Annotated in this window: 28 protein-coding genes; 2 read left to right on the forward strand and 26 right to left on the reverse strand. The window is 45.3% G+C overall.

Annotated features, from left to right (window positions below; all coding sequences use genetic code 11):
• Window positions 1-11: 11 nt before the first annotated feature.
• The 13 genes from hisB to FXV78_RS15960 form a co-directional block, all read right to left on the reverse strand.
• Window positions 12-602: an imidazoleglycerol-phosphate dehydratase HisB gene (gene hisB, locus FXV78_RS15900; RefSeq protein WP_004843403.1), complete on the reverse strand. Its 591-nt coding sequence runs from the start codon at window positions 600-602 to the stop codon at window positions 12-14.
• Window positions 603-604: 2 nt separating this feature from the next.
• On the reverse strand, window positions 605-1,903 hold the full coding sequence (gene hisD, locus FXV78_RS15905) for a histidinol dehydrogenase (RefSeq protein WP_004843404.1): 1,299 nt from the start codon (window positions 1,901-1,903) through the stop codon (window positions 605-607).
• On the reverse strand, window positions 1,900-2,550 hold the full coding sequence (gene hisG, locus FXV78_RS15910; protein WP_004843405.1) for an ATP phosphoribosyltransferase: 651 nt from the start codon (window positions 2,548-2,550) through the stop codon (window positions 1,900-1,902). The genes hisD and hisG overlap by 4 nt, the downstream gene beginning before the upstream one ends.
• Window positions 2,547-3,815 (reverse strand): ATP phosphoribosyltransferase regulatory subunit, encoded by a 1,269-nt coding sequence (gene hisZ, locus FXV78_RS15915; RefSeq protein WP_004843406.1) that lies wholly within the window; start codon window positions 3,813-3,815, stop codon window positions 2,547-2,549. The genes hisG and hisZ overlap by 4 nt, the downstream gene beginning before the upstream one ends.
• Before the next feature lie 77 nt (window positions 3,816-3,892).
• Window positions 3,893-4,426 carry a Holliday junction resolvase RecU gene (locus FXV78_RS15920; RefSeq protein ID WP_004843407.1) on the reverse strand — a complete coding sequence of 178 codons (534 nt, stop codon included), beginning with the start codon at window positions 4,424-4,426 and terminating at the stop codon, window positions 3,893-3,895.
• Window positions 4,426-5,391: an RluA family pseudouridine synthase gene (locus FXV78_RS15925; RefSeq protein ID WP_004843408.1), complete on the reverse strand. Its 966-nt coding sequence runs from the start codon at window positions 5,389-5,391 to the stop codon at window positions 4,426-4,428. Before FXV78_RS15925 ends, FXV78_RS15920 begins: the two co-directional genes overlap by 1 nt.
• Before the next feature lie 16 nt (window positions 5,392-5,407).
• Window positions 5,408-5,989 carry a hypothetical protein gene (locus FXV78_RS15930; RefSeq protein ID WP_022037364.1) on the reverse strand — a complete coding sequence of 194 codons (582 nt, stop codon included), beginning with the start codon at window positions 5,987-5,989 and terminating at the stop codon, window positions 5,408-5,410.
• 13 nt (window positions 5,990-6,002) lie between these two features.
• On the reverse strand, window positions 6,003-6,770 hold the full coding sequence (locus FXV78_RS15935) for an SDR family NAD(P)-dependent oxidoreductase (protein WP_004843410.1): 768 nt from the start codon (window positions 6,768-6,770) through the stop codon (window positions 6,003-6,005).
• A complete protein-coding gene (locus FXV78_RS15940) occupies window positions 6,767-8,665 on the reverse strand; it encodes a YgiQ family radical SAM protein (RefSeq protein WP_039959834.1) in 1,899 nt (632 codons plus the stop codon). The genes FXV78_RS15935 and FXV78_RS15940 overlap by 4 nt, the downstream gene beginning before the upstream one ends.
• A 4-nt stretch (window positions 8,666-8,669) precedes the next feature.
• Window positions 8,670-9,344, reverse strand: coding sequence for an HAD family hydrolase (locus FXV78_RS15945; RefSeq protein ID WP_004843412.1), 675 nt, complete (start codon window positions 9,342-9,344; stop codon window positions 8,670-8,672).
• Window positions 9,320-10,045, reverse strand: a complete 726-nt coding sequence (locus tag FXV78_RS15950) for a pseudouridine synthase (RefSeq protein WP_004843413.1) — start codon at window positions 10,043-10,045, stop codon at window positions 9,320-9,322. Before FXV78_RS15950 ends, FXV78_RS15945 begins: the two co-directional genes overlap by 25 nt.
• A 12-nt stretch (window positions 10,046-10,057) precedes the next feature.
• Window positions 10,058-11,440: an RsmF rRNA methyltransferase first C-terminal domain-containing protein gene (locus FXV78_RS15955; RefSeq protein ID WP_009244727.1), complete on the reverse strand. Its 1,383-nt coding sequence runs from the start codon at window positions 11,438-11,440 to the stop codon at window positions 10,058-10,060.
• Between the two features lie 49 nt (window positions 11,441-11,489).
• Window positions 11,490-12,329, reverse strand: coding sequence for a M23 family metallopeptidase (locus FXV78_RS15960; RefSeq protein WP_004843415.1), 840 nt, complete (start codon window positions 12,327-12,329; stop codon window positions 11,490-11,492).
• A 119-nt stretch (window positions 12,330-12,448) separates the two neighbouring features.
• On the opposite strand from FXV78_RS15960, the gene FXV78_RS15965 reads away from it, so the two are divergent.
• Window positions 12,449-13,381 carry a nucleoside recognition domain-containing protein gene (locus tag FXV78_RS15965; protein WP_004843416.1) on the forward strand — a complete coding sequence of 311 codons (933 nt, stop codon included), beginning with the start codon at window positions 12,449-12,451 and terminating at the stop codon, window positions 13,379-13,381.
• On the opposite strand, the gene FXV78_RS15970 is transcribed toward FXV78_RS15965, so the two are convergent.
• From FXV78_RS15970 to FXV78_RS16005, 8 genes are all read right to left on the reverse strand, one after another.
• Window positions 13,367-13,945: an ATP synthase subunit B family protein gene (locus FXV78_RS15970; protein WP_004843417.1), complete on the reverse strand. Its 579-nt coding sequence runs from the start codon at window positions 13,943-13,945 to the stop codon at window positions 13,367-13,369. The genes FXV78_RS15965 and FXV78_RS15970 overlap by 15 nt on opposite strands.
• Before the next feature lie 2 nt (window positions 13,946-13,947).
• Entirely contained in the window at window positions 13,948-14,439 is a 492-nt protein-coding gene (gene coaD / locus FXV78_RS15975; protein ID WP_004843418.1) for a pantetheine-phosphate adenylyltransferase, read from the reverse strand.
• A complete protein-coding gene (gene rsmD, locus FXV78_RS15980) occupies window positions 14,433-15,002 on the reverse strand; it encodes a 16S rRNA (guanine(966)-N(2))-methyltransferase RsmD (protein WP_004843419.1) in 570 nt (189 codons plus the stop codon). The genes coaD and rsmD overlap by 7 nt, the downstream gene beginning before the upstream one ends.
• A gap of 107 nt (window positions 15,003-15,109) precedes the next feature.
• Complete coding sequence (locus FXV78_RS15985) at window positions 15,110-15,316, reverse strand: alpha/beta-type small acid-soluble spore protein (protein WP_009244730.1); 207 nt, start codon at window positions 15,314-15,316, stop codon at window positions 15,110-15,112.
• A gap of 193 nt (window positions 15,317-15,509) precedes the next feature.
• Window positions 15,510-17,570: an ATP-dependent DNA helicase RecG gene (gene recG, locus FXV78_RS15990; protein WP_004843421.1), complete on the reverse strand. Its 2,061-nt coding sequence runs from the start codon at window positions 17,568-17,570 to the stop codon at window positions 15,510-15,512.
• Window positions 17,571-17,585: 15 nt separating this feature from the next.
• Window positions 17,586-19,238, reverse strand: a complete 1,653-nt coding sequence (locus FXV78_RS15995) for a DAK2 domain-containing protein (protein WP_004843422.1) — start codon at window positions 19,236-19,238, stop codon at window positions 17,586-17,588.
• A 14-nt stretch (window positions 19,239-19,252) separates the two neighbouring features.
• Complete coding sequence (locus FXV78_RS16000; RefSeq protein ID WP_039959835.1) at window positions 19,253-19,612, reverse strand: Asp23/Gls24 family envelope stress response protein; 360 nt, start codon at window positions 19,610-19,612, stop codon at window positions 19,253-19,255.
• A 72-nt stretch (window positions 19,613-19,684) separates the two neighbouring features.
• On the reverse strand, window positions 19,685-20,290 hold the full coding sequence (locus tag FXV78_RS16005; protein ID WP_009244732.1) for a cytidylate kinase-like family protein: 606 nt from the start codon (window positions 20,288-20,290) through the stop codon (window positions 19,685-19,687).
• Window positions 20,291-20,531: 241 nt separating this feature from the next.
• On the opposite strand from FXV78_RS16005, the gene rpmB reads away from it, so the two are divergent.
• Window positions 20,532-20,717, forward strand: coding sequence for a 50S ribosomal protein L28 (rpmB, locus tag FXV78_RS16010; RefSeq protein ID WP_009244733.1), 186 nt, complete (start codon window positions 20,532-20,534; stop codon window positions 20,715-20,717).
• 115 nt (window positions 20,718-20,832) lie between these two features.
• On the opposite strand, the gene FXV78_RS18020 is transcribed toward rpmB, so the two are convergent.
• From FXV78_RS18020 to FXV78_RS16030, 5 genes are all read right to left on the reverse strand, one after another.
• Entirely contained in the window at window positions 20,833-20,970 is a 138-nt protein-coding gene (locus FXV78_RS18020; protein ID WP_004843426.1) for a hypothetical protein, read from the reverse strand.
• A 68-nt stretch (window positions 20,971-21,038) separates the two neighbouring features.
• Window positions 21,039-21,446, reverse strand: coding sequence for a GerW family sporulation protein (locus FXV78_RS16015; RefSeq protein ID WP_004843427.1), 408 nt, complete (start codon window positions 21,444-21,446; stop codon window positions 21,039-21,041).
• 35 nt (window positions 21,447-21,481) lie between these two features.
• Window positions 21,482-22,399: a DUF2953 domain-containing protein gene (locus FXV78_RS16020; RefSeq protein WP_004843428.1), complete on the reverse strand. Its 918-nt coding sequence runs from the start codon at window positions 22,397-22,399 to the stop codon at window positions 21,482-21,484.
• Window positions 22,400-22,405: 6 nt separating this feature from the next.
• Entirely contained in the window at window positions 22,406-22,750 is a 345-nt protein-coding gene (locus FXV78_RS16025; protein ID WP_004843429.1) for a hypothetical protein, read from the reverse strand.
• A gap of 33 nt (window positions 22,751-22,783) precedes the next feature.
• The gene (locus tag FXV78_RS16030; RefSeq protein WP_004843430.1) at window positions 22,784-24,172 is read right to left on the reverse strand and encodes a peptidoglycan D,D-transpeptidase FtsI family protein; all 1,389 of its coding nucleotides are present in this window, start codon (window positions 24,170-24,172) and stop codon (window positions 22,784-22,786) included.
• Window position 24,173: the final 1 nt, after the last annotated feature.

Genomic DNA, 24,173 nt, shown 5'->3' on the forward strand with positions numbered 1-24,173 from the left:
TTTGTTCTCCTTTATAAGCTGCCTTTCGTAGACCATACCCCGTTCATACGTGGTTCCTCCATGGTTGCCATATCCAGAGCCTTTCCAAATGCCTTGAACAAGGCTTCTGCCATATGGTGATTGTTCCCTCCGTCTACGATCTTTAAATGCAGGTTCATCGCTGCGCTGTAAGAGACTGCATAAAAGAATTCACGGATCATCTCTGTATCCAGAGTTCCCAGTTTTTCCACTGTAAACTCTGCCTGATAATTCAGGTAAGGGCGACCAGATAAGTCTACTGCACACATGGCGAGTGTCTCGTCCATAGGAAGCAGAAAGCTTCCGTAACGCTTGATCCCTTTTTTTTCTCCCAGTGCTGCTGCGATTGCCTGCCCCAGTACGATCCCGGTATCCTCGATCGTATGATGGGAATCCACCTCCAGATCTCCTGTTACGTGCACCTTCAGATCAAACAGACCATGTCTGGCAAATCCATTCAGCATATGATCAAAAAACGGAATTCCGGTTGCAATCTCATTTTCCCCGGTTCCATCCAGATTGATCGTCAGAGAAATGTCCGTCTCTTTTGTTTTTCGTTCGATTGTTGCTGCGCGCTGTTCCATTTTTAATCCCTCTTTTCAAAGCGGACATGGATGGAGTTTGCATGTGCCGTGAGCTGTTCTGCTTTTGCAAACTGCTCGATGTCCTGATGTACGGTCTCCAGTGCTTCTTCTGAGTAAGAAATAATGCTGGATTTTTTCAAAAAGTCATCTACAGACAACGGAGAGAAGAATTTGGCAGTCCCGTTTGTCGGAAGGACATGATTTGGTCCTGCAAAATAATCTCCAAGAGGCTCACTGCTGTATTCTCCGATAAAGATGGCACCCGCATTGCGAATCTTGGTCATCACGGTAAATGCATCTTTTGTCACGATTTCCAGATGCTCAGATGCGATTTCGTTTGCCGCGTCGATCGCGTCATCCAGTGTCTCGGCGATCAGAATATGCCCATAGTTATCCAGAGATTTCTGAATGATCTCACCTCTGGAGAGCTCTTTTACAAATCCGTCCACTTCCCGGGATACTTCTTCTGCCAGCTCTTCACTGGTCGTCACAAGAATTGCAGATGCCAGCTCATCATGTTCTGCCTGGGACAGAAGATCCGCTGCCACGTAACGTGGATTGGCAGTCTCGTCTGCAAGAACAAGGATCTCACTCGGTCCTGCGATCGAATCAATGCTGACATGACCGTACACTGCTTTTTTGGCAAGTGCTACATAGATATTGCCCGGTCCCACAATCTTATCCACTTTCGGGATGCTCTCGGTTCCATAAGCAAGTGCTGCGATTGCCTGTGCACCGCCCACTTTATAGACTGCATCCACACCCGCTTCCTTTGCCGCAACCAGCGTTGCCGGATTGACTTTACCGTCTTTTCCCGGCGGCGTGACCATAATGATCTCATCCACACCAGCCACTTTTGCGGGAACGATATTCATCAGAACAGAAGACGGATAAACAGCCTTTCCTCCCGGTACATACACACCAACCCTTTGAAGCGGCGTCACTTTCTGTCCTAGGATCGTACCGTCCGGTTTGCTGTCAAACCAACTGTACTGCATCTGTTTTGCATGATAGGATTCGATATTTTTCAGTGATTTTCGGATGACATTCAGAAGAGAGGAATCCACCTGGGAATAGGCTTTTTGAATCTCTTCTTCTGTTACCTGAATATTATCCGCATTAAGTGCTGCACCGTCAAATTTTTCCGTATAAGCGAACACGGCTTCGTCACGTCTGTTTTTTACTTCATCCAGAATCTCGCGGACACTTGCTTCATACGTTCCATAACTGTTGGGACTTCTTTTGAGCAGATCTTCGAGCAGATTTTTTCTGGTTGTTTCATCTAATCGTTCAATTCTCATACTGTTTCCCCCTCCAAAAGATTTCGGATCCTTCCAATCAGATCACGGATCCGGTCATTCTCCATCCGCATGCTGACTGGATTTACGATCATGCGCGCAGAAAGCGGACACACTTCTTCAAGCACCGTCAGTCCGTTTTCCTTTAAGGTGGATCCCGTCTCCACAATATCAACGATCACTTCAGAAAGCCCGACGATCGGTGCCAGCTCAATGGAGCCGTTCATCTTGATGATCTCTACGGTCTGATGCTTCTTATTATAAAAATAGTCCTTTGCGATCTTTGGGTATTTGGTTGCCACGCGGATCACCTCACGATGCTCCAAAAGCTCTTTGGCATCCTGTGGCCCGCATACACACATTCTGCAGGAGCCGAATCCAAGATCCAGTACCTCATGTACGTTGCGTCCTTCTTCCACGATCGTATCTTTGCCGACAACTCCGATATCTGCTGCTCCATATTCGACATAAGTCGGAACATCCGGCCCTTTTGCGAGGAAAAACTTTAATTTTAATTCTTCATTGACAAACACCAGTTTTCTGGAATCCTTCTCTTTCATTTCTTCACAGGTGATTCCAAGCTGTTCCAGCATCTCCAGTGTTTTACTTGCCAGGCGTCCCTTGGTCAGGGCAAAGGTTAAATATTTCATCTGTTCTCCCTCGCTTTCGCTTTTTTTCTGGCATTTACCTTCTTTTCTTCTCCGGTAGAGAGGTTTACCATGTCAATCGTCAGATTCTCGTTCAAATACAGCATGCTGACCGCATGTGTCCGTTTTCCGTAAGCGATAAAGGTCTCTTTTGAATCTTCCTCAGTCCGTTTCAAAAGTTCCATGTATTTTCCTTTTTCACGGAAATCTTTTGCCAGTGCAATGGCCCATTTTTCTGTGGCATCGGTATAGACGATGAGATTGTTGTGACCGGTCTCCACAGTGATCTTCTGTCTGGACAGAGCGTTTTGCAGCTCATCAATGATAATGGCAAATCCGATCGACGGCGTCTGCTTTCCAAACTTTTCCAGAAGATGGTCATAACGTCCGCCTGTCACAATGGCATCACCGGTTCCGTAAGTATAGGCCCGAAATACAATCCCGGTATAGTATCCATAATGACCGCTCATACTCAGATCAAAGGTCACATAATCATCAGCCCCATACAATGCAAGCAGTTTATAAATCTTCAAAAGCCGTCCCACCGCTTGTTTTGCCTGATCGGTAGGTGCATGCTCAACGGCCTTTTTCAGCACATCCACATCTCCTGCGAACTCCGGAAGCAGACGGAACGTCTCTTTTAATTCCGGGGAGGCATCCGCCTGCTCTAAGAGTTCCTCGACTCCAAAGAAATTCCGGTTTGCGATCAGATTATAGATTTCTTCCTGCTGCTCTTTTGAAAGTCCTGTAGCTTCCATGAGGCTCTGCAGAAAATCCACATGCCCGATATTCACCTGAAATTCTTTGAGTCCTACTTTTTTCAGACCATCTACGACCATGGCGATCATCTCGGCATCTGCTTCCACAGAATCGATTCCGATCAGCTCAGCACCAAGCTGTGTACTCTCTTTTAAGCGTCCCTGATAACTGCTGTGATTGATAAAGGTACTTCCCACATAACAAAGACGGATCGGAAAGTCTTCGGTCTCAAACAGGGTTGCTGCCGCTCTTGCGATCGAAGGAGTGATATCCGGCCGAAGTGCCAGTGTATCCCCCTCCCGGTCAAAAAACTTATACAGCTCTCTGGATGAAATCGTTCCGATCTCTTTGCGGAACACATCAAAATATTCAAAAGTCGGAGTCTGAATATCCTGATATCCGTAAAGATGCAGCACCTGATGAAGTTTATCCTGTACTGCCAGCTTTGCTCTGCATTCATTACTGTAAATATCTCGAACTCCTTCGGGAGTATGTAACTTTTGTTCCATAATTCATAACACCCTTTCACTTTACTATGCTAATACATTAAATCATTCTGTAATTATACGAACTTTCATTTCTTCTGTCAATCCCTGTCATCCAAATCTTTTTGAATATAATCCAGATACGGGACAAAACAATGATTTTTCAAAGCCATAAAATATTCCGGGGAAAGTTCTTCAAACCGGATACTTTTGCGCCCGCCGGACTGTGCCCGTTTCCAGAATTTCAAAAGTTCTTCAAATCTCATGTAATACAACGTTTCTTTCTGACTGTAATAAATAATCAGAAAAGAAATCCCCTGCTGTTTTTCATACTTCTCCATAAAAGAAACCTGATGCTCGTGAACATTCTGAAGCGGAAATGTATCTGCGGCACACTCTTTTGCGTCAAAACAAATGGGAATTCCCTGAACAGCTCCGATATAATCCACGGTGCTGACCTTGTCAAAATAGGCAAGTGTGATATGACGCCGTTCCTTGTCAATCCGAACCGGAGTGATCGGGGTCGGCACCTTCTGGATCAGCGCCAGTCCCATTTCTTCATACCGGGTATTTGTGTAATTGATCATATCTTCCAGGGTAGAACCACGAAGTCCCCTTGAATTCCAGGTTCCCATTACAACACCCCTTTTTCGGCTGCAATCCTGTAAAACTGTTTCGGAAGCGGCGCTGTAAACTCTTTCTTGGATACGTTGCATAAGGTTTGCGTACATACCGGAAACTGCAGTCTGGCAGCATGAAGAAGCTGTGACTGCAAGTGATATTTCTGCTCGTATTCCCGGTTGATCTGCGATGCTCCGTATTTGTGGTCTCCAATCAGCGGATGTCCGACCGAAGCCAGATGGGCACGAATCTGGTGGGTCTTTCCGGTGATCAGATGCACTTCTAAAAGCGTTACACCGTCATGGGACTTTATCGGACGGTATTCGGTGATGATCCGTGCACTTCCAGGTCTTTCCTGAAACAGTATTTCTACTTTGTTGGTGCGCTCGTCCTTAAAAAGCCATCCTTCTACCCGGCTCGGTTTTTCGATGATTCCCGCTGTCAGGCAGAGATAATATTTTCCAATGGTGCGGTCATGAAACATCTGGCTGAGTGACTGCAGTCCTGCCATGCTTTTCCCTGCCGCTACAATTCCGCTTGTATTGCGGTCCAGACGGTTGCAGATGGAAGGTCTGAATGTCCGGAGATCCTCCTCTGTAAGTGCATGGCTCTGGATCAGATAAGAAATCAGATGCTCCACCAAAGACTCGTCTGACCTTGCTGCTTTCTGGGAGAGCATCCCCACAGGCTTATTGATCAGAATAATATCCTCATCCTCATAGAGAATGTCCAGACTGACATTTGTATAGCCGGAAAACGTTTCCGAAAATTTTTGAATCGTTTCATCTGATAAAAATAATTTTACACAGTCGCCCTTTGCCAGCTTTTCATTGCCGGACGCCTTTTTCCCGTTCAGCGTAATATTTTTTTTCCGGAGCATTTTGTACAAAAAACTCTTCGGGGCTTTATTTAAGTATTTGCCAAGCAGCTTGTCAAACCGCTGCCCGGCTTCCTGTTCTGTAATCTTGATTTCCTGCATGTTTTGTAACTCCTCATTACATGGAGAGATTTAAAAGAAGCTGTCTGGTCTGCGCTTCTTCCTCTCCGTTTATTTTGGCATTTTCTACCATGGCGATCGATTCCAGTCCTTCGATCCTGGAGAGAAAAACCTTATAATCCTGATAAAATTTCACAGTGGAATACGAAAGACGATTCTGCGTCATCATATCCCTGATATGTTTGGAAAGGACGTTTAAATCGACCTTTTTGCTGTCTGTGTATCCAAATACCGTTCCGTTGGAGATCACCACACACTCCACCGGCATGATTTTTTCACGGGTTGTCAGGACAAGATCGTATACTCTGGTCGTATGCGGTGCTTTTGTATCAACCTCATGAACCAGCTTCTGATCTACAGAAGCATAAGGAAACCTGGTGATAACTCCCACCAGCGCTTTTGCGGCAGGAAGACAGCCAAGAATTGCCACCACTGTCAGAAGATTGCTTCTTGTTTTTGTCTGTACGTAGCCCAGTGTAAAAATGGCAGCTACGAGCAGAAAATAAATCACAGTCCGGATGATTTCTACTTTTTTCTTATAATCCAGATAACCTGGAGTTCCTTTTTCGATTCGCTTCATTTGTTCTTCTCTCCTACTTTTTCCCAATGGTCTGTACGTTTAAAATCCAACTGACCGGAACGATCCTGACCAGTATGTACAGTGCCCCCATCCAAAACCCGAAGATTGAGACTGCTTTTTTTCGTCTCGCATCCAGAAGTGCCTGTTTTACTACGTTTGGAGCCTTTGCCATTGTCATTTTTTTGAGCGGATTTTCAGGTTGCCCGCACCGCTCAAAAAATTCTGTGTCCACAGGTCCCGGGCAGACTGCAGTGACATAGATTCCTTTTTTCTTCCACTCTGCGCCAAGAGCTCTGGAAAAGCTGAGTACATAAGATTTGGTGGCTGCATAAACCGCAAACTGGGGCTGCGGAGCAAATGCCGCAGCAGATGCAATCTGCAGGATCCGACTTCCTTGTGACAGATAGGGCATACACAAAAGCGTCATGTTTGTCAATGCCTCACAGTTGAGACGCACCATCTCACTTTGTGCGGGCCACTCTTCTTTTGCGATATCCAAAACAGTACCACTTTTTCCGAAGCCTGCTGCATTCACCAGCATCCGGATATCGGGTCTTAGACGCTGCAGTGTATCTTTGACCGTTTGAAGAAACATCGGATCTGTCAGATCTCCTGCAAAGATGCGGACCGGAACCGAACAGGTCTTCGCGATCGCTTCCAGTCGGTCTTTTCTGCGTGAAATGATCCACAATTCATCCAGGTTCATATAGAAATGCGGAATCTGGCGGACAAACTCCCGCCCCATACCGGAGGATGCCCCGGTGATCACTGCAATTTTCATCTTCCACGCCTCTTTTCTGTCTTCTTTTTCTGTACATTCCGTATGGTCTTTTTCTTCTGTTTTGGTCTGCCCGTTTTGACAGGCTGTTCCTTTTTCAATCTGCGCGGGCGGATCAGACAATTCTTTTCAAATCCGATCAGATCTGTTCTGTCGGCTTTTTTCAGCGCCTCTGCAACCAGATCATAGTTTTCCGGATTCCGATACTGGATCAACGCTCTCTGCAGGGCTTTCTCATGCGGATTTTTCGGAACATAGACCGGTTTCATTGTCCGCGGATCCACACCGGTATAGTACATACAGGTAGAAATTGTAGACGGAGTCGGATAGAAATCCTGCACCTGCTCCGGCATATATCCAAGATCTCTGCAGTATTCTGCCAGTTCCACTGCTTCTTTTAACGTCGATCCCGGATGAGAGGACATCAGATACGGCACCAGATATTGCTCTTTTCCGATTTTCTGGTTCATGGCATAAAACTTTTTCGTAAAGGTCTCATACACATTGTTGGCCGGTTTTCCCATCATAGAAAGAACCGGATCTGAAACGTGTTCCGGTGCCACCTTTAACTGTCCGCTGACATGATACTCACATAATTCTTTCAAAAACGTATCATCTGCGTCCGCCAGCAGATAGTCGAAACGAATTCCGGAACGGATAAAGACTTTCTTCACTTTCGGAACTTTTCTCAGCTTTCGCAGAAGTGCTACATAGTCTTTGTGATCTGCATTCAGGTTTTTGCAAGGTGTCGGGAACAGACACTGCTTTGTCTTACACACGCCTTTGGTCATCTGCTTTTCACAGGATGGATGCCGGAAATTTGCAGTCGGTCCGCCCACATCATGGATATATCCCTTAAAATCAGGATCCTGCGTGATCTCCTTTGCCTCCTGCAGCAGAGATTCGTGACTTCGTGTCTGTACGATCCGCCCCTGGTGGAAGGTCAGTGCGCAGAAGCTGCATCCGCCAAAACAGCCCCTGTTGCTGATCAGACTGAACTTGATCTCTGCGGTCGCCGGAACTCCTCCCAGTTTTTCATAATCCGGATGGGCACAGCGGGTAAACGGCAGTGCATAGACATCATCCATCTCCATCTGTGTCAGCGGTTTTGCCGGAGGGTTCTGTACCACATATAAATGTTCGGAATACGGTTCGACCAGACGTTTTCCGGAAAATGGATCCGTATTACAGTACTGGGTGTAAAAACTTCTGGCATAAGAAAGCCTGTCCGCTTTTAATTCTTCAAAAGACGGAAGCATCACGGCATCATAAACCGAATCCAGAGATTTTGTCTTGACTGTTGTCCCGCTGATGTAAGTGATATCTGACACGGCAATTCCTGCATCCAGGGCTTCCGCAATCTCTACGATCGAGTGTTCACCCATCCCGTAGGAAATCATATCTGCTCCGGAATCCAGAAGGACGGAACGTTTCAGCCGGTCAGACCAGTAATCATAGTGTGCAAGCCTTCGAAGGCTCGCTTCAATTCCGCCGAGAATAACCGGCGTCTGTTTGTAGGTCTGACGGATCAGGTTTCCATAGACCACGGTTGCATAATCCGGACGCCTGCCCATCACGCCTCCGGGCGTATAGGCATCGGATTTTCTGCGCTTTTTGGAGACAGAATAGTGATTCACCATGGAATCCATATTGCCGGCAGATACTAAAAATGCAAGCCTTGGCTCTCCGTATATGGTCACACTGTCTTTGTCCTTCCAGTCCGGCTGGGAAATGATCCCGATCCGATAGCCTCTGGATTCCAGAAGTCTTGTGATCACGGCAGGACCAAAAGACGGATGATCGACATACGCATCTCCGGTAATATAGACAAAATCAACCCGGTCCCATCCTCTGTCTTTCATATCCTGTCTGCAAATTGGTAAAAACCTTTCTCTCATGTATTTATACTCCACATCTTTCATATGTTTTTGCTTGGATTTCATCATAACTGCGGATAAAATAGTCCGCCTTTTCTTTTTTCTCTTTTTCATCACTTGCCGAGAATGCATCATCCACTGCACACACTGTCATTCCCGCATTGCGCCCGGCTTCGATCCCCTTTGGAACGTCTTCAAATACCAGACACTCTTCCGGCCGTACACCGAGGTCCTCTGCCACTTTCAGATAAACATCCGGTGCAGGCTTTCCTTTTTTCACTTCACATCCGGTGCGTACAGAAGAAAAATACTCCCAGATCTGCAGCGCATCCAGGGCGGCAAGCGCCAGCTCCTTTGCATTGCTCGTAGCAATTCCCATCAGAATCTGCTCCTGTTTTAAAAATTCCAGAAATTCTTTTGCCCCTGGCTTTAGCTCCACTTGGGTCTGATACAGATGCAGTGTCATATCGATCCACTCCTTTTGCACATCTTCCAGCGAACAGGAGAGCTCTGGAAATACATCCAGAAAATACTGTGCGGTCTCTGTATAGCTTTTTCCCTCCAATGCCTTGGCGAATCCGGGCGGCGGGGTCAGATGGTATTTCTTTAAAAAGATCCGGTCCACTTCCGGCCAGATCCACATGGAATCCGTCAGCGTCCCATCCATATCAAAAATTACTGCTTTTTTTCCACTGAGCATAGTGTATCCTTCTCTTTCTCTGTCAATTCTCGGTATTCGCCGGGCATCAAAGTTTCATCCAGCTGAAGCGGTCCCATACTGAGCCTCTTCAGATAAATGACTTTCTTACCGACTGCTTCAAACATCCGCTTCACCTGATGAAACTTTCCTTCGCAGATCGTCAGAAGAATCTCTGAAACTTCTCCCGACTTTACTACCTCCAACACTGCAGGAGCAGTCAGCTTTTTCTCATGGATATCCACGCCTTCTGCAAATTTACGGACATCTTCCTGCGTAACGATCCCCTGCACTTTCGCATAATACGTCTTATCTACATGCTTTTTCGGGGAAAGCAGCCGATGCGCCAGTTCCCCGTCATTGGTGATCAGCAGCAACCCTTCAGTATCTTTATCCAGACGTCCTACCGGAAACAGATCTTTTCTTTTGCGGGAAACAATCAGGTCGATCACGGTCTTTTCTCTGGCATCCTCTGTTGCCGAAATCACCCCTGCAGGCTTGTGCAGCATATAATATTCTTTTTTTGTGTATTCGACGATCTGACCGTCGAATACAACGGTTGTCTCTTCGGTATCGATCTTTGTTTCCGGCTTTTTCACACAAGCGCCATCCACAGACACTCTGCCTTTGGAAATCGCCCGCTTTACTTCTGTTCTTGTGCCCACTCCCATATCTGCGAGATATTTATCCAGTCTTATCTTCATCTCTTTTCATCCTTATGACTGCCAGCGCCAGCCCGGCAGATATTTGTTTTTCAGCGTCTGGTTTGCCAGTTTTCCGAATCCGAGCGGATATCCGTCCACACAGACCAGATACCATCCTTTCTCCTTGCGGGAGACAAGATCTTCTACATCCAGAGTCTCTCCTTTTAAATATTTGATCACACGTTCATCCTGTACGGACAAATCCAGAATATTGGCATACTCTTCTTTTTTCAGTGACATTGCAAACGCCTGACTCGGTTCAAACCGCTTTTTCTTAAGTTCTCCGAGCAGCAATCCGGTTCTTAAAAAGCGGACACCGTTCAGCTTTGGAAGTCCCTTCGGCATATAGTAGACTCTCTCTCCATGGATATCCAGTCTTGATGCTTCCGGTTTCCAGGAAACGTTCCGGAAAAACTCTTCCAGCTCTTCCGGCAGTTTTCCGCCTTTTTTAGAATCCTTTTCTTTCAGAGCAATCGGAGAGCCTTCCCCCTTTTTCAACAGTGCAAGATAATGTCCTTCCCCTTCCATTCGATGCGGAAAAATCCGGACTGTCTTTGCAAGATTTGGGTTTTTGCTGTCTGTCACTTCCGGCATTCCCGGTGCAAAGCCTTCATATCCTGCCATCTCACAAATCTCAAACTCCGGATATTCTTCCAGCAGATATTCGATGGTCTGCTCATTCTCTGACGGATCAAAGGTACAGGTAGAGTACAGCATCATTCCACCCGGACGCAGCATGGATGCCGCCTGCGTGATGATACTTCGCTGAATTTTTGAGAAAAACTCCGGACCATGCTCTTCCCATGCTTTGACCATCTTTTTATCTTTTCGAAACATTCCTTCTCCGGAACACGGAGCATCGATCAGGATCTTGTCAAAATATTCCGGAAAATACTCGGTCAGCTTGCCCGGCTCTTCGCTGAGCACCAGCATATTTCCGATTCCGAATAATTCAATATTCTTCAGCAGACCTTTGGCTCTGGAATTGCTGATGTCATTTGCCATCAGAACTCCTTTTCCCTGTAACTTTGCCCCAAGCTCTGTCGCCTTTCCTCCGGGAGCGGCACATACATCCAGCACCCGGTCTCCCGGCTCGATCAAAAGCCGGTCTGCCGGTGTCATCGCGCTTGGCTCCTGCAGATAATACAGTCCTGCAAAATAGTACGGATGCTTTGCCGGCTGGATCTGATCTCCGTCATAATAAAATCCATTTGAGATCCATGGAACCGGACGCAGCGGCCATGGAGCGATTTTCAAGAAATCCTCCACGGAAATTTTGTTTGTATTAACACGGAGTCCGTAATGACGCGGCTCCTCATAGCATTTTAAATAATCCTCATATTCTTCACCCAAAAGGTGTTTCATCTTTTCTTCAAATGTATTTGGTAAATTCATATTCATTCCTCCACATGAACATGATTATACCATAATTCCTATAGTAAGACTACCTGGAATACACACATTTTATTCTGGCATTTTCTGCATACCGCAGCACCGGATACGGATTTACACTGATTTCTTCCGTTCCTTCTTTCAGATAAATTCCAAGGTGGAGATGCACCGGAAACTCCCCCGTTGTTCCCTCCTCTCCATATCCGCTGTCCCCCATATAGCCGAGCAGATCTCCTGCCTTTACCGGATCTCCCTTCTCAAGCTCCGCATAAGAATCCAGATGTGCATAATAAAAATACGCTCCCGTCGGTGCCGTGATCCCAATCCTCCAGCCGCCCTTTTCCAGCCAGCCTTTTTCGGTTACGACACCATCCGTCATGCTTACAACAGGATAATACCCGGGCGTATTTTTCTCTGCCATAATATCTGTTCCCTCATGCCCCCGTTTTCCTCCGTAATTTCGTTCAAACATCCAGGAATCAACATAAGAAATCTTATCCTCGGTATCATCCAGAGACTGCGGGATGGGGAAATATTTTACATCATTCCAGATTGCCCTGCATGATTGCACATAAGCATCCCAGCCCGTTTGGTTTCGCCATTGGCGGTACAGCTTCTGAAATCCGGAAGGTGAGACTTTTCCTGGAAATCTGCGGTTTTCAAAGTCTGTTGCCATCCAGTAGAGTCCCACGTCCCGTCCCGGATCTGCAGCCTGTTTCAAATAAACCTGCATGGTTTCAGAAACAGGCTGCCTGCGAAAATCAGGCTGAGATACCACCGGTTTTTGAAGTCTCTGAAATCCACTGACAGAAATCAAAACCCCGGTATTTAATACGGCAAAAAATGCCAGAAGAAAAATTCCCGCAAAATAGCTGATATATCTGTGACGCATAGAACTTTCTCCCGTTGGATGTTTCAAATTATCGTATGCCGGTTTCTTCTAAAACTTTCCACTGATAAATGTCCCATATCGTCATATACATATAACAACAAGTGAATCGGAGTTTTCCTATGAGAAAAAATCTGGCCGGAATCGGAGTTCTGATCTGTTTTGCCTTTATGCTTTTATTTCCAAAAGATGTATTTAATGGAGCCAGCAAAGGTCTGCTGCTATGGTTTCATACGGTCTTTCCCACACTGTTTCCCTTTTTGATCATCACAAACCTGCTGATGTCCACCAACTGCATCCGTCTGATTGCCCGCCTGTTCGGCCCTCTTCTGAACAAAATCTTCCGGGTCTCTCCAAACGGGAGCTTTGCGATCATTGCAGGCTTTCTCTGCGGATATCCTATGGGCGCCAAAATTTCCGCAGACCTGACACATACAAAACAGATTTCACCGCAGGAAGGAGCGTATCTGCTCTCCTTTTGCAACAATACAAGTCCGGTCTTTATTTTCAATTTTGTAGTCTGGAAAACACTGGGAAAAAACGAACTGATGATTCCGTCCATCCTGATCCTGACAGCTGCGCCCATTCTGGTCAGCTTTTTTACGAGAAGAACGTATTTGAAGGGAAAACAGGCATTTCAGGCTCCGGATTCAGGCTGGCAGAAAAATACGTTCTGGTCCTTTGACATTTTGGATCACTGCATTATGGACAGCTTTGAAGCAATCACAAAAGTGGGGGGCTATATGATTCTTTTCTCCGTGTTGATCGCACTGTCAGAAAACCTGGCATCCTGCTTTCCGGCGGTCCAAATTCTTCTGCCGGTTTTGGAAATCACAAACGGGATTCAGCTGATTGGAATGTCTGCCGTTTCTTTTCCTGTAAAATACATTTTGGCGCTCTCTCTGACAGCATTCGGAGGCATATGCGCCGCCGCCCAGACACAGTGCATGATACAAAAAGCCGGTTTTTCAATCTTTTCCTACATAACACAAAAGCTGGCTACCACTCTGGTAACCAGCCTGCTTGGCATCTTATATCTTTTATGCTTCGCCTGAGAACTCCTGTCCTTCTTCCGGAGTCGGAGACTCTAATTCTGCACGATTCGTGCGGACAACATCATAACACTCCTGAAGGGAGTTGATCAGTCCGTCATATTTTGTCGTATAGCTGTCTAATGTATGACCGATAATACTCTCTGCATTGGCAAGCAGATCATCGGTATACTGAATCGCACCCATACGGATCTCATTTGCATCCATTGTTGCATTGTCGATGATCTCCTGAGCCTGTGCAGTCGCCTGTGTCACGATCTCATTTGCCTGTGCATATGCCTGCTGCATGATCTCATGCTCACTGACAAGCTCTGTTGTCTGTACCTGTGCTTCTTCGATCATCGCATCGGCTTTTGCTTTTGCATCCGCAAGGATCGCATCCCGGTTGCTGATGATCTTCTGATATCTCTTGATCTCATCCGGAGTCTTCATTCTGAGTTCTCTCAAAAGCTCATCCAGATGTTCTTTATTTACAATAATCTTTGTCGAGGATAACGGCTGAAACTTACAATCTTTGTCAATGTACTCTTCAATCTCCTCAATAATCTGTTCAATACGGCTGCTCATAGTTACACTCTCCTTTTTGCTTTCATCTTCGCTTCCAACTCTCCTGCTACCGCTTCTGGCACAAACTGTGATACATCTCCCCCATAAGCGGCAATCTCCCTGACGGTTGTAGAGCTTAAGTAAGAATATTCGATACTGGTAGTCAGAAACATCGTCTCCAGATCCGGCTCCAGTTTATGGTTCGTCTGCGACATCTGCAATTCATATTCAAAATCTGTAATTGCCCGAAGTCCTCTGATGATCACAAAGGCATCCATCTGACGGGCAAAATCTATCAAAAGTCCGTGAAATGGAACAATTCTGACATTTGTCAGATCTTTGGTCGCTTCCTCTAACATTTTAACACGTTCTTCTACAGAAAACAACGGCATTTTCGCATTATTATTCAGCACACCGACAACCAGTTCATCCACAATTTTACAGGATCTGCGGATAATATCTAAATGTCCGTATGTAACAGGGTCAAAACTGCCCGGATAAATGGCTCTTAACATATCATTTCCTTTCCAGCTTTCTCAATGAAAACATGCTTGTTCGTCTTGTATTCTTTCTCTTTGATCAGTGTGAAGCCCAAATCTTCCAGATAAGAAAAGTCCGTATGCTTTGATGCTTCCACAATGATCACGGTATCCTCATAAATCAGTTCGGAACCGGACAGATACGTAAGAACCTGTCTCTCCAGATCCTGATCATACGGAGGATCCATAAATACAAAATCAAACACTTTCTCGCCTTCCAGCTGATACAGAGCTGTCAGAACATCTTTCGTCATGGTCATCGCTTTCTCAGAAAGCTTTGTATAGTTTAAATTTTCTTTGACACAGGCCATCGCTTTTGGATTCTTTTCGACAAAAACAGCCTCTTTGGCGCCTCTGCTCAATGCCTCGATGCCAATTCCGCCACTTCCGGCAAACAAGTCCAGAAAAACGCTTCCGAAAACAGACGGCGCGATCATATTGAACAGTGTCTCTTTGATCCTGTCTGTTGTTGGTCTGGTCTCCATTCCGTCCAAAGTTTTTAACTGCAGTCTCTTTGCAGTTCCTGCGATCACTCTCATTGCGCACCTCCACTTTCTCAACTATGCTGAATTTTAGCAGAAAAAAGCACTCAGGTCAATCCCAAGTGCTTTTTTCCGCCTGATTTCGCATTGGCAACAGTGACTGCTTATTTACCGGCCATCTGTTTTTCCTGCTGCTCGATCATTTTCTTTACCATATAACCACCTACAGATCCGTTCTGTTTGGAAGTTAAGTCTCCGTTGTAACCGTCTGACAGCGGTACTCCAAGCTCGCTTGCTACCTCGTATTTGAATTTGTCCAGTGCTCCCTTTGCTTCTGGTACTGCTGCTCGATTAGATGAACGACTTGCCATGATAATTTCCTCCTTTTCGTAACTTCTTTTGTTACCTCTTTTTGTAGTTTTATAACCTAAGCCCGGGCCGCATCGACATGAAAGTTGCTGCATTGTGATGCGGCTCGTCTCATGTGTCTGCATTCCGTTCGCTTGTGTTACATCCATAGTATATGGAGGAATTTTATTTTTAATCTGGTAAGTTCTGGTATTTTTAAAGTGTCATTTCTAACATCACATCTGACAGATAGTGTTTTAAGCGATCGGCCAGCCGCCGGTTTCTTTCTGATTTCAGTCCGGGATCCGTCCGCAGCAGTTCTCCTGCAGCTTCGGCAGCTTGTTTTAGGATCAGAGAATCCTGGAACACATCTCCCAGTTTAAAATCCATCAGACCGCTCTGCCGGATTCCAAAGAGATCGCCCGGTCCCCGAAGTCTTAAATCTTCTCCCGCGATAAAAAATCCGTCATTGGACTGATTGAGGATACCCAGACGCTCTTTTGTTTCTTTTGATTTGGAAGGACTTATAAAAATACAGTAGGACTGATGTCCTCCTCTTCCTACCCGGCCGCGGAGCTGATGAAGCTGAGCGAGGCCAAAACGTTCTGCATTTTCGATCATCATAACTGTTGCATTCGGAACATCAATCCCGACTTCGATCACCGTCGTGGATACAAGGATCTGGATCTCATTTTTCCCGAATGCTTCCATGATCTCATCTTTTTGTGCCTGCTTCATTTTTCCGTGAAGACACCCTACTTTGACAGACTCACCCATGATATCCTGAAGCATCTGGGAATAATCGGTTACATTTTCTGCTTCCAGCGCTTCACTCTCCTCGACCATCGGACAGATCACATAACACTGTCTGCCTGATTGCACTTGCTTTTTCATAAATGTATACGCTGTATTCCGATATCCGGTATCCACCACACAATTTTTGATCGGAAGTCTGTTTTTCGGCAATTCATCGATGACTGAAATATCCAGATCTCCGTAGAGGATGATTGCCAGTGTCCGCGGGATCGGGGTGGCGCTCATGACCAGAATGTGAGGCAACACTCCTTTTCCTGCCAGCGTCTCTCTTTGTTTGACTCCAAAACGATGCTGCTCATCTGTTACCACCAGCGCCAGATTCTGATACTGCACTTTTTCTTGAATCAGTGCATGAGTTCCGATCACAATATCTGCCTCTCCCGCTTCAATTCTGGCATAAGCCTCCCGTTTTGCCTTTGCTGTCATGGAACCGGTAAGGAGCTCCGTTTTCAACGGGATTCCGTATGCTTCCAGCATTCCGCTGATATTTTCATAATGTTGTCTGGCAAGCACTTCTGTGGGTGCCATCATCGCGCTCTGATATCCATTTAAGCCGGTATACATCAAAGCAAGAAGTGCCACAATCGTTTTTCCGGATCCCACATCACCCTGTACCAGCCTTGACATGACAGATTCTCCGGAGATATCCCGCAAAATCTCCTGCCATACTTTCTTCTGTGCGCCTGTCAGTTCATAGGGAAGTGCGTAAAGAAATTCGTCCACCTTCGGCTGATCACAGAATCCATAATGATTCTTGGCACGGTCTTCCCGTTCCTTGATCATTCGCAGGGAAAGCACGAAAATCAAAAATTCTTCAAATACAAAGCGCTTTCTTGCTTCATAGAATTCTTCTTTTGTCTCTGGAAAATGGATTCCTTCCATTGCAGTTCTTCGATCCAGAAGGTGATATCGGCAGATCAGCTCTTCCGGAAGAAATTCCCGGATTCCTTCCACCTGCTCCAATGCCTGAGCGACCGCTTTTTTTACTGCATTATTGGTCAGTCCTGCCGTCAGGGCATAAACGGGCTGCATTGTATTTCTTTTTTCCTCGTAAGAGGCACTGGGATAGAAAATCTCCGGATGCTCCATCACCAGTGCGTCCTTTTTGCGCACAATCCTTCCGCGCAGAGTGATCACGCCGCCCCGCCCCAGTGTGTTGCGAAGAAACGGCATCCGAAACCAGATCACTTTCAAAGTGCCGGTCATGTCTTTCAGATAGAGTGTGGTGATCTGCATTTTTTTATTCTGACTGACCTGGATCCTCCCGAAGATCGCGCCGATGACAGTGACTGTCTTTCCCTCCTGGATCTCTCCAATGGAAATCGGATCTTCATAGATATCATAGGTCCTCGGATAATACGCAAGCAGGTCCCCAATGGTATGGACACCTGCTTTTATAAATAATTGTTCTGTTTTTTCACCAACGCCTTTTAAGACGCTGATTCTTTCAGATTCTCTCATAAATGAAACAACTTCCTATTCTACAGATAATACGTAGTAGTAGATCGGCTGTCCGCCGCAGTGGAAATCAACATCTACATCCGGATAGATCTCTTCAATCTCGCCTGCAAAACGCTCTGCATCTTCTTCCAGAACATCCTGTCCGTAATACAGACTGATCAGTTCTGTATCATCATCCACAAGCTGAGAAAGCATCTCTTTTGTCGTCTGCTCTACAGACTGACCGACAGAAAGGATTCCGGCATCACCGATTCCCATGATATCTCCTTCATGGATTTCTTTATCGTCAATATGGGTATCACGCACAGCGTACGTAACCTGTCCTGTCTTTACATTCTTGATCTCTTCCAGCATGGTCTCCATGTTGGTATCGACGTCCTCTTCCGGCATATAGTTGATGATCGCTGTAATTCCCTGTGGAACTGTCTTTGTCGGAATCACGATGATATCCTTGTCCTTTGTCAGATCTTTTGCCTGATTTGCTGCCAGGACAATGTTCTTGTTGTTTGGCAGAATGAAGATGTGATCTGCATTGACCGCATCGATCGCAGTGAGCATATCCTCTGTACTTGGGTTCATCGTCTGACCTCCTTCGATCAGATAATCCACACCAAGTTCTCTGAAAATCTCGTTCATCCCTTCTCCGATGGATACTGCAATAAACCCAACCGGCTTGCGAGGCGCTTTTTTCGCCTGTTCTGCTGCAACTTTTTCCGCATCACGGATCAGCTTTTCCTGATGCTCTTCTCTCATGTTGTCAACCTTCATACGGGACAACTGTCCGTATGTGAGTCCTTTTTCAAAGGCCAGTCCCGGATGATTTGTATGAACGTGGATCTTCACAATGTCTTCATCCGCCACACATACGATGGAATCTCCAATGGACTCCAGGTAGGATTTAAACTCCATTTCATCTGCTTCTGTAAAGGCCTTATCTGTCATAATGATAAATTCTGTACAATATCCGAACTTGATGTCCGCTTCAGCCTGCGCACCTGCTTTGGTCATCTTTGTTCCTGCACTTGCTTCGATCGCACTGTAATCGATCTCTTTGCCAAGAAATGCATCATAGGCGCCATGTAACACTTCCAGAAGTCCCTGTCCGCCGGAATCCACTACGCCGGCTTCTTTCAGTACAGGAAGCATCTCCGGTGTCTGATCCAGCACTTCTTTGGCATATGCCAGAACTGCCGGCAAAAACTCTTCCAGATCATCTGTCACCTCTGCCATCTCAGCTGCTTTCTGAGCGATTCCTTTTGCAACTGTCAGGATCGTACCTTCTTTCGGTTTCATGACCGCCTTGTAAGCAGTTGCTCTTGCACGCTCACATGCCTGTGCAAGTACAATCGTATCGATCTCTTTTTCTTCCCGGATCGTCTTTGTAAATCCTCTCAGAAGCTGAGAAAGGATTACTCCCGAGTTTCCTCTGGCTCCTCGAAGAGAACCGGAAGAAATCGCTTTTGCCAGAGATTCCATATCCGGTCTCTCCATGGCGCTGACTTCCTTTGCAGCTGACATGATCGTCAAAGTCATATTCGTTCCTGTATCTCCATCCGGTACAGGGAATACATTCAGTTCATTGATGAATTCTTTTTTTGCCTCCAGATTTGCCGCTCCCGCCAGAAACATTTTTGCGAGCAGCTCTGCATTGATCGTTTTTGTTGCCACAGCAAATATCCTCCTTAATCTATCACTCTGACACCTTCAACGAAGATGTTGATCTTATCTACGGTCATCCCGGTGAATTCTTCCACTTTATATTTGACGTTGTTCATCAAATTATCAGAAACAGAAAGAATATTTACTCCATATGCAACGATCACATGGAAATCCAGAACCAGGATATTGTCATCTGAAATATCCACATGGATCCCATGGGTCAGACTTTCTCTTTTTAACAGCCGCACAAGACCATCTTTCATGTTCACGGCAGCCATACCTACAATTCCAAAACATTCTACAGCAACAGAGCCTGCGTATTTAGCAATAACTTCCGGGCTAATTGTGATAATCCCAAGCTCTGTACTCATACTACCTTTCATCATATATTACCTCCAATTCTTAATGGATCTTCGCACAATTAACATTCGTATTATACTCTCATTATCCGGATTTTACAATATCGATTCATAAAGTGCTGTCAAAACATTCAAAATCTCGTCCTCTGACATGGCCGAACTGTCCAGGCACAGATCGTACTGGGACATCTCTTCCCACTTCTTGTCTGTATAGTAGTTATAATAGAATTTTCGCTGTTTATCGACCTTTTTGATCAGAGAAAGCGCCTCTTTTTCTTCCAGAGAGGTACGCTCCATCACTGTCTGAAGCCTGTAGTCCAATGGTGCATGAATAAAAATACTCCGGGATGTCGGGCGGGATTTCAGGATATCATTGGCGCATCGTCCTACAATGATACAATCCTCCGTATCTGCCAGACGTGTGATGATCTGTGCCTGTGTGTAGAACAGCACATCGTTCATCGGTTCAAACCGAAAACGGCTTTCCATCTGCGCCGGATCTTCTACCGGGTAACGCCATGGATTCGCTCTTTTTTCATCTACTTTAACCAGCTCATCATAAGAAATATCATTCTGTTCACTGGCAAGCTTGATCAGTTCTTTGTCATAATAATGAATTCCCAGCTTTTCGGATAACTTCTTTGCAATTCTGCGTCCGTTGCTGCCATACTGTCTTCCGATTGTAATGATACGTCTGCTCATAATCATTCCCCGCTTTCTGCCTGTCATCAAGGCGTTTGAAGTTATTTGAAGTTACTTTAATTTTATCATGAAATGAAATTGATGTGAACAAAAAACCCGATAGAATTCACAAAAAATCCCATATATTGATCTTTACAAAAAAGAATTTCAAAAAAAGACTTGCATTCAGAGGGGGTTTCTGCTAAAATAACAGTGTTGTGAGTCTGTATAAGACTATTTCAGATTGTTAGGAGGTGCAATGATGGCTAAATGTGCTATTTGTGAAAAGGGTGCTCACTTCGGAAACAACGTAAGTCACTCTCATAGAAAAACACCAAAAATGTGGAAATCAAATGTGAAATCCGTTAGAGTGAAAACAGAAGGCGGAGCTAAGAAAATGTACGTTTGTACTTCTTGTTTAAAATCAGGATGCGTTGAGCGTGCATAATCTGTTATATGACGACACGGAATAAAAAGGCTTGATATTTACTTTGTAAATATGGAGTCTTTTTTTCATGCTTTACTCGCCAGAAAAAACAGATGCCCAGCCGGACACCTGCTCTTCATTTACAAAACAGACAATATCCTATTAAAAGCAACGCAGTAATGATCGCAATCCCCCATGGAATACTCGATAACAGGAGCATGATCAGCATTCCCACTGCGACGAAAATCAGCGCAAATCCGATCACCCGTTTCAAAATACATCACACCCACCGGCCCTCTTACTGCAAATATATGACAGATATTTCAAAATAATACTCTGATTTTATACGTTTTCTTCTTTTTCAGCAGAATCTAAAATCTCTGCCACATCTGCTTCTGTTACTTTATCTTCTTTTTTCTCTGTAAAACGGTCCACCAGATCCGGTACCATATCCAGAATTTTTGTCATCGTATCCTGATTTCTCACATTTACAAGCTTGGTCGTTCCATTCTTGATCACAAGAACTGCACTCGGGGTAATCTTTCCACCGATTCCACCCATTCCTTTTTCGCGTTTTTCAGCACGAAAAGAACCGGCTCCGATTCCAAAGGAAACATCTACAAGCGGAAGAATGATCGTATCACCCACATGAATTGCGTCACCGACAACCGTCTTAGATGAGATCACTCCATCCATTCCCTGAAACAATGCTTCCACAGTCGATTTAAAATTGTTGTTATTCTCTGCCATTTGCTGTTTTCCTCCTTTGGCTTTTTGGTTGTATTCTAAAAGCGTAATTTTCTGATATGGGAAATCGTCGTGCGGATATTCTTGTTCCACAGCAGATTCCATAGAACAATCACAAAATAAACGGCATGCACCCTCCCCTTGATCATGGCCTTTCCTTTGAGCACTTTCTCGTCAAAATTCGGAGTGATCTCCACACATTCTCCGATAAACGGATAGATAAGACTCGCTCCCGCCAGAACATATCCTGTGACAGAAGGGTCTGAAAACCCGAATTCCAGATCTGCCTCACACTTTGACGGCTTCAAAAAGCAAAACAAACGTCGAAGCTCTGTGAGGCATTTCATAAAAGCTGACCGATGAATTTCATCCGTAAGAAACTCCATCAATCTTTCCTTTTTTTCTGCCAGTGATTTGAGCATATCACAAATTTTATGAAAAGTACATTTTATCTGTTCCGCTTTTTGAGAAATCCGCTCTCCAAGTCCCGGTCTTGAATCCTGTTTCTTTTTGTTTTCGGTTTTCTTATGTTCTGTTATTTTCTTTTGTATTGGTTCCGGCTGTTTTTTAAGTTGTTCTGAAGGCTCTTTTTTCTGTATACTTTTTTCAGAAGGCGGAGACTTCAGCGTTTCTCTACTCTGAGAGTTCTTCTCTTCTGCCCGGGAAACAGGTAGGGCCGCCTGTTCGGGCTGATCCGCCAGAAACCGCTTCCATGCGATTCGAAACTTCCATTTTAACGCTCCGCCTTGGTACGACACCTCTCCTTTTACAAGGGAACACAGCCAGGAAAACTTCAGTAAGGCGAACAGGTTTTCCCATTCACCTTCCCCCAGGACATCTCCCCGATATCTGACCGGTACAAACAGAAAGATACCTGCCAACAGGATCAGTATTCCCAATATTACCAGTAATATCCAGCCTATGATTTTTAAAATCAACAGAAGTATATGTATCATATGATTCTACACACTGCCTTCCCCAGATTGTTTCTGATTATTTAAGATGAACTCTCTTAGTCTGACATCATTTGTTTTTTGGTACACATCCTGCACGATTTCTTCTGTCAGCTCCAGTGCCCCTTCGTATCCATCCGCGAGACCGACTACGAACAGCCCAGCGTCCTCAAAAATATGCTGCTTCAGCAACAATACAGAGAAAAATTCCAGTGGATTTTGTTTTCCCTGGGCTAACACGATCAGATAAAGATCCTTTCGAAACCGTTTCTTTTTCAAGCCCTCAATAATCCTTTTTTCACGTTTTTTCAGAGAACGGCTTACATACAATTCTCTATAAAACTCCATATTCATGCAGTCTGTCATCCCCTTTATGCTTGTTCTTTTCTATTGATAATAATAAGAATCCAACACCTGCTTTGCAATTGGAACTGCTTTTGCACCGGCATTTCCGTCATAGCCCTCGATGATCACACTGATGACCAGTTCCGGGTTGTCCACATTCGTAAAGCCTACGAACCAGGAATGTGTTTTTTCCCCATCTGTCATGCTGTATTCTGCAGTTCCTGTTTTTCCCGCCACGGAATAAGACTGTCCGGAAAGCATCGTGGCAGTTCCTTCATCCACAACTGCCCGCATATAGTCTTTCAACTGTGATGCTTCCTCCGATGTCATCAGTTTTTTATAACTTTTCGGTACATTTTTCCGAATCTCGGTTCCTTTATAGTTTGTGACTTTATCAACCAGATATGGTTCCATTAAAGTTCCGCCATTTGCGATCGCCTGTGTGATCAGTGCCATGTGATACGGGCTGACCAATGTGTTTCCCTGTCCCATAGCTGTCATCATCATCTCTCCGTCACTGGTATTCTCATCCACTACAAACGAGCTTTTTGAATAATCCAGCACGGATGGCAGTTTTTTGTTAAACAGAAGCTCTTCGGCCGTCGCACGGTAAGAATTCCGATCCAGCATCAGACCAATGTTTGCAAAGGAAGAGTTGCAGGAGTTTGCAAAAGAACTGCGCAAGTCTTCCAATCCATGTACCGTACTGTCAAAACATCGGATCGTGATGTCTTCATAAGTGATCGATCCTTCACAATTATAGCTGTAATTTTGATAGTCCGGATGTTCTCTCATATATTCCAGTGCAGTCACGATCTTAAAGGTAGATCCCGGAGCATATGCCCCTTGAGTCACCCGGTTCAGAAGCGGACTGTAAGCACTGTCTGCATTTAAGGCTTCCCAATCCTGCGCGATTGTATTCGGATCATAGGACGGTCCGGACACCATGGCAAGAATTTTTCCGGTGCTGGCCTCCATAACCATGATCGCGCCCCGATTTTCTCCCAATGCATTGTATGCCGCCTGCTGAAGCCCCGCATCCAATGTAGTTACGACCGTATCGCCATGATTTTTTTCATCCTTAAATTCGTTGAGAAATTTTTCCGCAAAAAATGCATTGGACGTCAGAAGTTCTGAGTTTTCGATGGATTCCAGTCCGCTTTTTCCTGCGGTCTCATTGCTGTAGCCAACAACATGGGCAAATGCTGCCCCGTACGGATAGACTCTGTTTTCTGTTCCGTCCTCTCCGACCTGTGTCTCGGCAAGAACTTCTCCGTCTCTGTCCGTAATGCTTCCCCGGATGATCCGGTCTGCAAAGGCATCCTGTCTTACATTATACGGACTGTTGACGATTGTCTTTGCCCGGAACACATTAAAATAGACAATATAGGAGATCAGGGCAAGAAACAGCGTAACAAACAAATAGGTCATC

Source organism: Mediterraneibacter gnavus ATCC 29149 (assembly GCF_008121495.1).
In the GTDB taxonomy this organism is placed as follows: Bacteria; Bacillota; Clostridia; order Lachnospirales; family Lachnospiraceae; genus Mediterraneibacter; species Mediterraneibacter gnavus.

Bases quoted from the DNA above. Each gene is read 5' to 3' on its own strand.
- hisB (WP_004843403.1), bottom strand. From the start codon at position 602: ATGGAACAGCGCGCAGCAACAATCGAACGAAAAACAAAAGAGACGGAC.
- hisD (WP_004843404.1), bottom strand. From the start codon at position 1,903: ATGAGAATTGAACGATTAGATGAAACAACCAGAAAAAATCTGCTCGAA.
- hisG (WP_004843405.1), bottom strand. From the start codon at position 2,550: ATGAAATATTTAACCTTTGCCCTGACCAAGGGACGCCTGGCAAGTAAA.
- hisZ (WP_004843406.1), bottom strand. From the start codon at position 3,815: ATGGAACAAAAGTTACATACTCCCGAAGGAGTTCGAGATATTTACAGT.
- FXV78_RS15920 (WP_004843407.1), bottom strand. From the start codon at position 4,426: ATGGGAACCTGGAATTCAAGGGGACTTCGTGGTTCTACCCTGGAAGAT.
- FXV78_RS15925 (WP_004843408.1), bottom strand. From the start codon at position 5,391: ATGCAGGAAATCAAGATTACAGAACAGGAAGCCGGGCAGCGGTTTGAC.
- FXV78_RS15930 (WP_022037364.1), bottom strand. From the start codon at position 5,989: ATGAAGCGAATCGAAAAAGGAACTCCAGGTTATCTGGATTATAAGAAA.
- FXV78_RS15935 (WP_004843410.1), bottom strand. From the start codon at position 6,770: ATGAAAATTGCAGTGATCACCGGGGCATCCTCCGGTATGGGGCGGGAG.
- FXV78_RS15940 (WP_039959834.1), bottom strand. From the start codon at position 8,665: ATGAGAGAAAGGTTTTTACCAATTTGCAGACAGGATATGAAAGACAGA.
- FXV78_RS15945 (WP_004843412.1), bottom strand. From the start codon at position 9,344: ATGCTCAGTGGAAAAAAAGCAGTAATTTTTGATATGGATGGGACGCTG.
- FXV78_RS15950 (WP_004843413.1), bottom strand. From the start codon at position 10,045: ATGAAGATAAGACTGGATAAATATCTCGCAGATATGGGAGTGGGCACA.
- FXV78_RS15955 (WP_009244727.1), bottom strand. From the start codon at position 11,440: ATGAATTTACCAAATACATTTGAAGAAAAGATGAAACACCTTTTGGGT.
- FXV78_RS15960 (WP_004843415.1), bottom strand. From the start codon at position 12,329: ATGCGTCACAGATATATCAGCTATTTTGCGGGAATTTTTCTTCTGGCA.
- FXV78_RS15965 (WP_004843416.1), top strand. From the start codon at position 12,449: ATGAGAAAAAATCTGGCCGGAATCGGAGTTCTGATCTGTTTTGCCTTT.
- FXV78_RS15970 (WP_004843417.1), bottom strand. From the start codon at position 13,945: ATGAGCAGCCGTATTGAACAGATTATTGAGGAGATTGAAGAGTACATT.
- coaD (WP_004843418.1), bottom strand. From the start codon at position 14,439: ATGTTAAGAGCCATTTATCCGGGCAGTTTTGACCCTGTTACATACGGA.
- rsmD (WP_004843419.1), bottom strand. From the start codon at position 15,002: ATGAGAGTGATCGCAGGAACTGCAAAGAGACTGCAGTTAAAAACTTTG.
- FXV78_RS15985 (WP_009244730.1), bottom strand. From the start codon at position 15,316: ATGGCAAGTCGTTCATCTAATCGAGCAGCAGTACCAGAAGCAAAGGGA.
- recG (WP_004843421.1), bottom strand. From the start codon at position 17,570: ATGAGAGAATCTGAAAGAATCAGCGTCTTAAAAGGCGTTGGTGAAAAA.
- FXV78_RS16000 (WP_039959835.1), bottom strand. From the start codon at position 19,612: ATGAAAGGTAGTATGAGTACAGAGCTTGGGATTATCACAATTAGCCCG.
- FXV78_RS16005 (WP_009244732.1), bottom strand. From the start codon at position 20,290: ATGAGCAGACGTATCATTACAATCGGAAGACAGTATGGCAGCAACGGA.
- rpmB (WP_009244733.1), top strand. From the start codon at position 20,532: ATGGCTAAATGTGCTATTTGTGAAAAGGGTGCTCACTTCGGAAACAAC.
- FXV78_RS16015 (WP_004843427.1), bottom strand. From the start codon at position 21,446: ATGGCAGAGAATAACAACAATTTTAAATCGACTGTGGAAGCATTGTTT.
- FXV78_RS16020 (WP_004843428.1), bottom strand. From the start codon at position 22,399: ATGATACATATACTTCTGTTGATTTTAAAAATCATAGGCTGGATATTA.
- FXV78_RS16025 (WP_004843429.1), bottom strand. From the start codon at position 22,750: ATGAATATGGAGTTTTATAGAGAATTGTATGTAAGCCGTTCTCTGAAA.
- FXV78_RS16030 (WP_004843430.1), bottom strand. From the start codon at position 24,172: ATGACCTATTTGTTTGTTACGCTGTTTCTTGCCCTGATCTCCTATATT.